The organism is Nocardia kruczakiae NBRC 101016 (genome assembly GCF_001612965.1).
In the GTDB taxonomy this organism is placed as follows: domain Bacteria; phylum Actinomycetota; class Actinomycetes; order Mycobacteriales; family Mycobacteriaceae; genus Nocardia; species Nocardia kruczakiae.
On the sequence record NZ_BDBL01000036.1, the window covers coordinates 71,203 to 78,795 of the forward strand.

Genomic DNA, 7,593 nt, shown 5'->3' on the forward strand with positions numbered 1-7,593 from the left:
CGACTTCGCGGGCGACAGCGGTATCAGAGGCGAAGGTAGAACACAGATGACAACGAACCCGAATCTCTCACGAATCCGGCGCGGCGCGACCGGAATATTCGTCGCCGCGACGGTCGCCGTCGGTGGACTCGCCGTGGAATTGGCGGTGCAGGACGGAACCATCGGCCATGCGGCGAAACCCGCGGGAACCGTGCCGCGGGTGCCCGTGGACGTGCACGCGGCCGATCCGGTCTCGGCGCCGACTTCCCCTGCGCCGCAACCGGAAAGCAGCCGGCCGGGGGAGTGGACGCCCACACCGCCGGTGCAGGATTCCGACAGCGAGCCGCACGAGCACACCGCCGGGTCATGAGCACCGCGCGAGGCGCGGCGGCGGCCTCGGAGACGTTTCCGGCGATCGGGACATCGGTCGTGGTCGTCTGCACCGATGCCCGGGAGCTGGCTCGCGCGGCCGATCTGGTCCGCGCGCGGCTGGACGACCTCGATCGTGCCGCCTCGCGCTTTCGCGCGGATTCCGAACTCGCGGTGATCAATTCGCGCAGCGTCGAATCGGCTCGCGCGGGTCGCTCGGAGCAGTTGCGCATCCCGGTCGGCACGGCCCTCGGGTCGTGTCTGCGGGCGGCGATGCGCACCCAGCGCCTGACCTCGGGGTTGGTCTCGGCCTCCCTGGGGGCGGCGCTGATCGCCTGCGGCTACGACGACGATCTGGATGCGGTGCGCGCCCGCGGCGACGTGGGCCCGCCCGCACTCGATCCGTTTTCGATTCCCTTGCGGCACATGATCTTCGACGAGCAGCGATGGGAGGTGGCGCTGTCCCCGGGAACCGCACTGGATCTGGGCGCGAGTGCGAAGGCGTGGGCGGCGGATACGGTCGCCGCCGAACTGGCCGCGACGGGGCCCGGGGGCTATCTGGTGAATCTGGGCGGCGATATCGCCGTCGCGGGCACCGTCCCGCCGCAGGGCTGGTCCATCGGGGTGCGGGACTGGCACGACGTCGTGGTGCAGGTCGTCACCTCGACCGGGCAGGCGTTCGCGACCTCCTCGACGCGGCTGCGCACGTGGGTGCGCGGCGGCATTCGCCGCCATCACATCATCGACCCGCGCACCGGCCGGCCCGCCCGGACGCGGTGGGCGCAGGTCACCTGCGCGGGACCCGATGCGGTGCAGGCCAATGCGGCGTCGACGGCCGCGATCATCCTCGACGATCAGGCGCCGCGATGGCTGGCCGATCGCGGCGTGCCCGCCTGTCTGATGACCGTCGACCACGAGGTGGTGACGACTCCGGGGTGGCCCGCCCCGACCGCGACGCGGAAGCGGCACGTGTCATGACCAGTCCGTGGCTGTGGTACGTCTCGCGCGCCGCCGGGGTGGTCACCCTCGTGCTGCTGACCCTGGTCGCGCTGCTCGGGATGTTCACGGCCGCGCGAGTGCGCCCCCGGCTCGCGGTATCGGCGGTGGCGATGGGTCTGCATCGCACGCTGGCCCTGGCCACGATCGTCTTCCTGACCGCGCACATCGTGACCGCGACGGTCGATACGTACGTCCATCTCGGATGGCTGTCGACGGTGGTGCCGTTCACGGCCGGTTACGAGCGGCAGTGGGTCGCGCTGGGCACCCTCGCCCTGGACATTCTGCTGGCCGTCGTCGCGACGTCCGTGCTGCGTCACCGGCTACCGACCCGGATATGGCGTGCGGTGCACCTGCTCGCGTACGCGATGGCCCCACTGGCGGTCGTGCACGGACTGACGATGGCCTCGGCGCAGGATCCGGCGCTGTTATCCGTCACCGTCGCCTGCGGTGTGGCGCTTGCGGTCGGCGCCGTATGGCGCTGGGTCCTTCCCGACGCGGATCGACACCGCCGCTCGGACATCGCTTCTCAGGAGTGGACGTGACCGGACTGCCGGAGATGCTGGCGGCCGCCGGGCTGCGCGGCCGCGGCGGTGCGAACTTTCCCACCGCCGCCAAACTCGAACTCGCCGCCCGCCACCGGGCGGAGTTGATCGTCAATGCCTGTGACGGAGAATGGGATTCGGCCAAGGACGCGTGGGTCGTCGCCCATCATCTGCCCGAGGTGCTCGACGGCGCCCGGCGCATTACGGCGCAGCGGGTGCGGGTGGCCGCGCACCGGGGCTCGCGGACGCTGGCCGTACTGGAGGCGGCGGGGGTCGACACCCTTGCCGTGCCCCCGCGGTACGTGTCGTCGGAGGAATCGGCGCTGGTCCGGCTGGCGCATGGCGGTCCGGCGCGACCGGTGATGCGGTTCGAACCGATCACGGGCGGCGGCCGGGACCCGCGCGGGCGACGACTCGCGCCGACACTGGTACTGAACGTCGAGACGGTGTGGCGCATCCAGCAGATCGCAGAATACGGGCCGGGCTGGTTCCGCTCCTACGGAACTGCCGACGAGCCCGGCCCACGGCTGGTGACCGTGGCCGACGGCGTCCGCGACCCCGGTGTCCACGCCGCGGAGGCGGGCCTGCCCGTCTCCGAAATCCTCGATCGGGCAGGCGGTCTCACCACCTCCCCGCAGGCGCTGTGGGTGAACGGTCTGAGCGGCGGATTCCTGCCCGCCGAGGCGCGACATACGCTGTGGACGCGATCAACCCTGGCGCCGTTCGGAATCGGGACCGGCGTCGGCGCCTTTCGTGTCCTCGCCGCCGGCAGCGATCCGTGGCAGGTGGTGCTGTCGGCGCTGACCTATGCGGCGGGAGAATCGGCCGGCCAGTGCGGCCCGTGCATGTTCGGATTGCCCGCGCTGCGCGACGATCTGAGCGACCTGCTCGAGCGGCGAGCGCCGGCCGAGACCGCCGAGCGGCTCCTCCGCCGGCTCGCCCGTGTTCCTGGGCGAGGGGCGTGCCGGTTCCCCGACGGCGTGGCACGGTTGCTGGCCTCCGCGCTGGACGTCTTCGGTACGGCCTTGCTCGTCGAAACTCTTGGGAACAAACGTGTCTCGAATCGACAGCAAGGGTGAATCGTGTCTCTCACAGATCGCGTCCTCGGAATCACCCGGCCCCCGTCCGGCGTCCTGGCGGTCGATCGCATCGCCTGCACCGGCCACGGCATCTGCGCGCACGTGCTGCCCGAGCAAATAGTTCTGGATGAGTGGGGTTATCCCCTCCTCACCGACTCCGAACCGGACCCCGCGCTCGCGACCGAGGCGATCAAACTCTGCCCGGCCGCGGCCCTGCGCTGGGTAGGGCCACCGGCCCGCTGACGGGAGATACGTTGACGCCCGGCACAGTCGAAGATCACAGTTCCGTGCGTACCGTCATCACCGTGGGTGCCGACGTGCCCGACCACCCGCACGGCGAGGCGCAGGTCGCGATGACCGCATCGGTGATCGTGCCGTCGCTGTAGAGCGTGGTCCGCAAGACGGCCTGTGCCGGGTAGCCGCACGCCTGGCATTTGCCGAAGTAGTTGAGAATTTCGCGCGATCGGACAGCGGCGATACTGCGCCGCCCGGATGCGCCGTCCGGATGGATGGTTTCGCTGGGCACGGTGATCCTTCGATTCGGTGGATCCGGTGGCGTCGGTGAACGACAATCGAGCCGGCCGGAATCCGCTGCCGAGACCGGCGATCCCCCTGCGATATCGCCGGGCTCACGCACCGGTCGTGCCGGGTCCGTCGTGGTCACATCCGTGGGCCGTTCGCATCCGACGGTCGGCGGCACCCTTCCATGCTAATCCCTGCGTCCCTGGATGTGCAGGAATTCTCGGTAACTTGACGCTAGCGGTCGGCTTCCTGCTCTGTCGCTGCTGATCGGATGAGCACCGACTATTCACCATCCGACCAGTTCGGGGCGACAACTTCACAAAACGTGAATTTCCAGTAACATACGCATCTGCGGGCCCGCGAATCACCGGGGGACCGCGGCCGGCGGGCAAGGGTGCCCGTATCCGGTGTGTGCGGGAGGCGCGTGCACCGGATGTCCGGCCGACGGGTGAAAGGACTTGCGTCGCAATGCTGAAGCGACTCGATCGGCTATTGAGCTACGAGATGAAGGTGTCCGAATTCCTCGGGACACTCATCATTCTCGCCGTGCCCTACGGCATCATCGGGGTGATCTGGGCCCTGACGCACACCTCGCACCTGAAGCAGATGCACGGCATCGACGTGGTCATCTCCTTCCTGGGATCGATCGTGTGCTGGCCTGTGCTCACCTTCTCGAACGTCTGCATGACCTAGTCATGATGGCGCTGGTGTGGCTCATCGACATCGTGGTGATCGGAGTCAAGATCCTCGGTGGGCGAATCAAGGTCAATCCTGTTCTCCGATTCGGCCTGTGGGTCGCGGTGCTGTGTGCGGTGGGCGCGGGGATCGCACTGCTCGGGGCGCTGTTGGTGCTGTTGCAGCACTACTTGGAGAATCTCCCCCAATAGACCCGATGGCGGCCTACTGAAAACGGAATATTCCATAACTTGTTGCCGCCGCGTTCTGCGCTGAAACCTGTGTAGTCTCGCTGCCGATCTGATTCGATATTGCGAGAACAGTCGATAACTTACTATCTTGTGTCGCACCAATCGGTGTGTAACACTTCACACGCTCGACGCCCGGCAGTTCGGTTTCGGCTGTCCGTGACAAGCGGTGAGCGTGAGAAAGGAACGACCGCTGTGACGTCGACCCGAGCCTCCGATCGGCCGGACCCGCCGGCTCCGCCCTGGCGGACCACCGACGAGGGCGAACTGCAGCGTCTCGTCGATGCCGCCGGTGGCCTCTGGCGCCGCCATCCGCAACGTTCGCTGGAAACCCTCGGCCGGCAGGTCGCGCTGGGACGAGAGGCGTTCGTTCAGCTCTTCGTCGCGATGATCAAACGCCGGTTTCCGTACCAGGAATTCATCAAACAGTGTGCCTTCATGGCCAACGTCTCGGCCGCCCCGACGGTGTTCGTGGCCATCCCGATCGCGGTCGTGGTGTCCATCGAGGTCGGTGCGCTGGTGAACCAGGTGGGCGCGACGACGTTCATCGGTTCGGTTGCCGCACTGGGGATCATCCGGCAGGGCGCGCCGCTGGTCTCCGCGCTGATGATCGCCGGCGCGGTGGGTTCGGCGATCTGTGCCGACCTCGGCTCGCGGACGATCCGCGAGGAGATCGACGCCATGCGGGTGATGGGCGTCGATCCGGTGCGCAGGCTGGTCGCGCCGCGGCTGGCCGCCGCGGTGCTGGTGAGCGTATTGCTCTGCGGCTTCATCGTTTTCGTGGGCTTCGCGACGGCGTACATGTTCAACGTGTACGCCCAGTCCGGAACTCCGGGATCGTTCATCGGATCGTTCGCGTCGTTCGCGGTGGCCAGCGATCTGTTGATCGCCTTGACCAAGGCCGCGATCTTCGGCGCGCTCACCGCGATCATCGCCTGCGATGTGGGGCTGCACACCAGCGGCGGACCGGCCGGTGTCGCGAATTCGGTGAACTCCGCGGTGGTCAGCTCCGCGCTGATGTTGTTCGCCACCAACATCATTCTGACCCAGCTGTCGAACACCCTGCTCCCGACGAAGGTCGCCTGAGATGGCCAGTTCCTACACCCCGCCCGTGGCCCGGCCGCTGCGGGCCGTCGGAAGTGCGGCGCTGGCCCCGGTGCACGCGAACCAGCGCCTGGGGCATCAGGCCATCACGTTCTTTCAGGCGCTGGCCGCGATCCCGTTCGTGGTCAAGCACTATCGGAAGGAACTCGCCCGGCTGACGGCCGATGTGAGCTGGGGTAACGGGTCGCTGATCGTCGGTGGCGGCACCATCGGCGTCGTCTTCATCCTGTGTTCGTTCGGCGGAATCATCGTCGGAATGGAGTCGTTCACGGCGTTGAACCTCCTGACCATGAGCCCGCTGACCGGTGCCATCGCCGGCTTCGCCACCACCCGGGAATTGGCGCCCATCCTGGCGACCCTGGCCTTCGCGATTCAATCGGGCTGCCGGTTCACCGCGCAGCTGGGCTCGATGCGGATCTCCGAGGAGATCGACGCGCTGGAGTCGTGCGCGATCCGGCCGCTGCCCTACCTGGTCAGCACCCGGATGATCGCGGCGACGGTGACGATCGTCCCGCTCTACAGCGTCGGTCTGGCCGCCGCCTACCTGACCACCAAACTCACGGTGCTGTTCCTCGGCGGCACCACCGCGGGGACCTACGACCACTACTTCTTCCAGTTCCTCATCGGGCCGGACGTGTTCTATTCACTGCTGAAGGTCGTGATCTTCACACTGCTCGCCACCTTCATCCAGTGCTACTACGGCTATGTCGCCAGCGGCGGGCCGGAGGGAGTCGGAGTAGCGGCCGGGCGGGCGATCAAGATGGTGATCGTCGTGATGGTGTTCGCGAATCTCTTTCTCACCCTGGCGATCTGGGGCATCGACCCCGGATTCCGGATCTCAGGATAGGTGTCGTTCGTGATTCTCGATCCCAGTGGCCGCGGTGCGACCCCTCGCCAGCTCACGCTGGCCGGTCTCGCGATGCTGCTCGTGGTGGCCGCGCTGCTGTATCTGCTCGCGCTGCGCTACACCGGTCGTTTCACCGAGAAGGTTCCCGTCCACGCGGTTCTCACCAGTACCGGAGACGGGCTGCCCAAACATGCCGACGTGAAATTCCGCGGCATGGTCGTCGGCACCGTCGATTCGGTCGAGGTGGTGGCGAAAGGGGAGCGTCAGCGCGCCGACATCGCACTGAAACCGCGTGTCGCCGAGGCGATTCCGGCCAACGTCACCGCGCGTGTCATTCCCAACAACCTGTTCGGCGTGACCGCGATCGAACTGGTCGACAACGGGCCCGACTCCGCGACACTGCATTCCGGCTCGACCATCGCGCAGGACACCGGTGCCGCGACCATCCAACTGCAGACCACGCTCAACGTGCTGCGCAATGTGCTGAGCAACATTCAGCCCGAGAAGCTGGGCCGGGTGCTGGCGACGCTGTCTGCGGCGCTGGAACCGTCGGCGCGGGTGCCGGGTTCGACCGTGGAGCGGCTCGATACCTGGCTCACCCAGGTGCACGACATTCCCGGTATCGGAGACATGCTGGGTGATCTGGGCCGTGCCGCGACCGCACTGAGCCAGTCGGCGCCGGAATTGGTGGGAGTGCTGTCGGACTCGGTGACGACCGCGCGTACCCTCACCGAGCGCCGCTCGAATCTCGTTGCGCTGCTGACGAATGCGGGCGGCGCCGTCGACTCGGTCAACCATCTGTTCGCGCGCAATCCGGATTCGGGCAAATTCCTCGTCGCCGGTCTGGACGATCTGTTCGGCGGCCTGGCCAAGGATCCCGAGGCGATTCCGTTCACCGCCGCCAATCTCAACATCGCGTTGCAGCGTCTGAAGACCACGTTCCACTGGGGTCCGAAACAGCAGATGGTGTGGGCGATGGACGCCTCGCTGACTCCGTTCCAGCAGTACACGGCGAAGGACTGCCCGCACTACGGCGACCAGTACGGTCCGCGCTGCGGTGGTGCGACGGTGCCGAATGTGGCTCCGCCGCAAGACTATCCGCAACAGCAGCTGCCGCGCTGGCTCGACGCGGCCGGACCCCGTCCGACCCCGGCTCCCGCTGCGCCGGCCGCGCCCGCGCAGCAACCGCTGATCCCCGGCCTGCCCGCCCTGCCCGGCGTTCCGGCGCT

Annotated in this window: 11 protein-coding genes; 10 read left to right on the forward strand and 1 reads right to left on the reverse strand. The window is 67.6% G+C overall.

What is annotated here, in order from left to right; all coding sequences use genetic code 11:
* The first annotated feature begins 46 nt into the window (after nt 1–46).
* From NK1_RS24430 to NK1_RS24450, 5 genes are read left to right on the forward strand one after another with little or no spacing between them, the layout of a single operon-like run.
* Entirely contained in the window at nt 47–349 is a 303-nt protein-coding gene (locus NK1_RS24430; protein WP_063012278.1) for a hypothetical protein, read from the forward strand.
* Nucleotides 346–1,326 (forward strand): FAD:protein FMN transferase, encoded by a 981-nt coding sequence (locus NK1_RS24435; RefSeq protein ID WP_063012280.1) that lies wholly within the window; start codon nt 346–348, stop codon nt 1,324–1,326. Before NK1_RS24430 ends, NK1_RS24435 begins: the two co-directional genes overlap by 4 nt.
* Nucleotides 1,323–1,889 carry a ferric reductase-like transmembrane domain-containing protein gene (locus tag NK1_RS24440; protein ID WP_063012319.1) on the forward strand — a complete coding sequence of 189 codons (567 nt, stop codon included), beginning with the start codon at nt 1,323–1,325 and terminating at the stop codon, nt 1,887–1,889. The genes NK1_RS24435 and NK1_RS24440 overlap by 4 nt, the downstream gene beginning before the upstream one ends.
* Nucleotides 1,886–2,968, forward strand: coding sequence for an NADH-ubiquinone oxidoreductase-F iron-sulfur binding region domain-containing protein (locus NK1_RS24445; RefSeq protein ID WP_063012317.1), 1,083 nt, complete (start codon nt 1,886–1,888; stop codon nt 2,966–2,968). Before NK1_RS24440 ends, NK1_RS24445 begins: the two co-directional genes overlap by 4 nt.
* 3 nt (nt 2,969–2,971) lie before the next feature.
* Nucleotides 2,972–3,211 (forward strand): ferredoxin, encoded by a 240-nt coding sequence (locus tag NK1_RS24450; RefSeq protein ID WP_063012282.1) that lies wholly within the window; start codon nt 2,972–2,974, stop codon nt 3,209–3,211.
* Between the two features lie 34 nt (nt 3,212–3,245).
* On the opposite strand, the gene NK1_RS24455 is transcribed toward NK1_RS24450, so the two are convergent.
* Nucleotides 3,246–3,494: a hypothetical protein gene (locus NK1_RS24455; protein ID WP_039780057.1), complete on the reverse strand. Its 249-nt coding sequence runs from the start codon at nt 3,492–3,494 to the stop codon at nt 3,246–3,248.
* A gap of 464 nt (nt 3,495–3,958) precedes the next feature.
* On the opposite strand from NK1_RS24455, the gene NK1_RS24460 reads away from it, so the two are divergent.
* From NK1_RS24460 to NK1_RS24480, 5 genes are all read left to right on the forward strand, one after another.
* Nucleotides 3,959–4,183, forward strand: coding sequence for a hypothetical protein (locus tag NK1_RS24460; RefSeq protein ID WP_063012285.1), 225 nt, complete (start codon nt 3,959–3,961; stop codon nt 4,181–4,183).
* Between the two features lie 2 nt (nt 4,184–4,185).
* Nucleotides 4,186–4,377: a hypothetical protein gene (locus NK1_RS24465; RefSeq protein WP_063012287.1), complete on the forward strand. Its 192-nt coding sequence runs from the start codon at nt 4,186–4,188 to the stop codon at nt 4,375–4,377.
* Nucleotides 4,378–4,680: 303 nt separating this feature from the next.
* Complete coding sequence (locus tag NK1_RS24470; protein WP_036524691.1) at nt 4,681–5,499, forward strand: MlaE family ABC transporter permease; 819 nt, start codon at nt 4,681–4,683, stop codon at nt 5,497–5,499.
* A gap of 1 nt (nt 5,500) precedes the next feature.
* Nucleotides 5,501–6,364: an ABC transporter permease gene (locus NK1_RS24475; protein ID WP_063012289.1), complete on the forward strand. Its 864-nt coding sequence runs from the start codon at nt 5,501–5,503 to the stop codon at nt 6,362–6,364.
* 9 nt (nt 6,365–6,373) lie between these two features.
* On the forward strand, nt 6,374–7,593 hold a 1,220-nt coding region (locus tag NK1_RS24480; RefSeq protein WP_063012321.1), incomplete at its 3' end, for an MlaD family protein.

What these genes read in the sequence shown, in the direction of transcription:
- NK1_RS24430 (WP_063012278.1), top strand. Translation starts at nt 47, where the DNA reads ATGACAACGAACCCGAATCTCTCACGAATCCGGCGCGGCGCGACCGGA.
- NK1_RS24435 (WP_063012280.1), top strand. Translation starts at nt 346, where the DNA reads ATGAGCACCGCGCGAGGCGCGGCGGCGGCCTCGGAGACGTTTCCGGCG.
- NK1_RS24440 (WP_063012319.1), top strand. Translation starts at nt 1,323, where the DNA reads ATGACCAGTCCGTGGCTGTGGTACGTCTCGCGCGCCGCCGGGGTGGTC.
- NK1_RS24460 (WP_063012285.1), top strand. Translation starts at nt 3,959, where the DNA reads ATGCTGAAGCGACTCGATCGGCTATTGAGCTACGAGATGAAGGTGTCC.
- NK1_RS24465 (WP_063012287.1), top strand. Translation starts at nt 4,186, where the DNA reads ATGATGGCGCTGGTGTGGCTCATCGACATCGTGGTGATCGGAGTCAAG.
- NK1_RS24475 (WP_063012289.1), top strand. Translation starts at nt 5,501, where the DNA reads ATGGCCAGTTCCTACACCCCGCCCGTGGCCCGGCCGCTGCGGGCCGTC.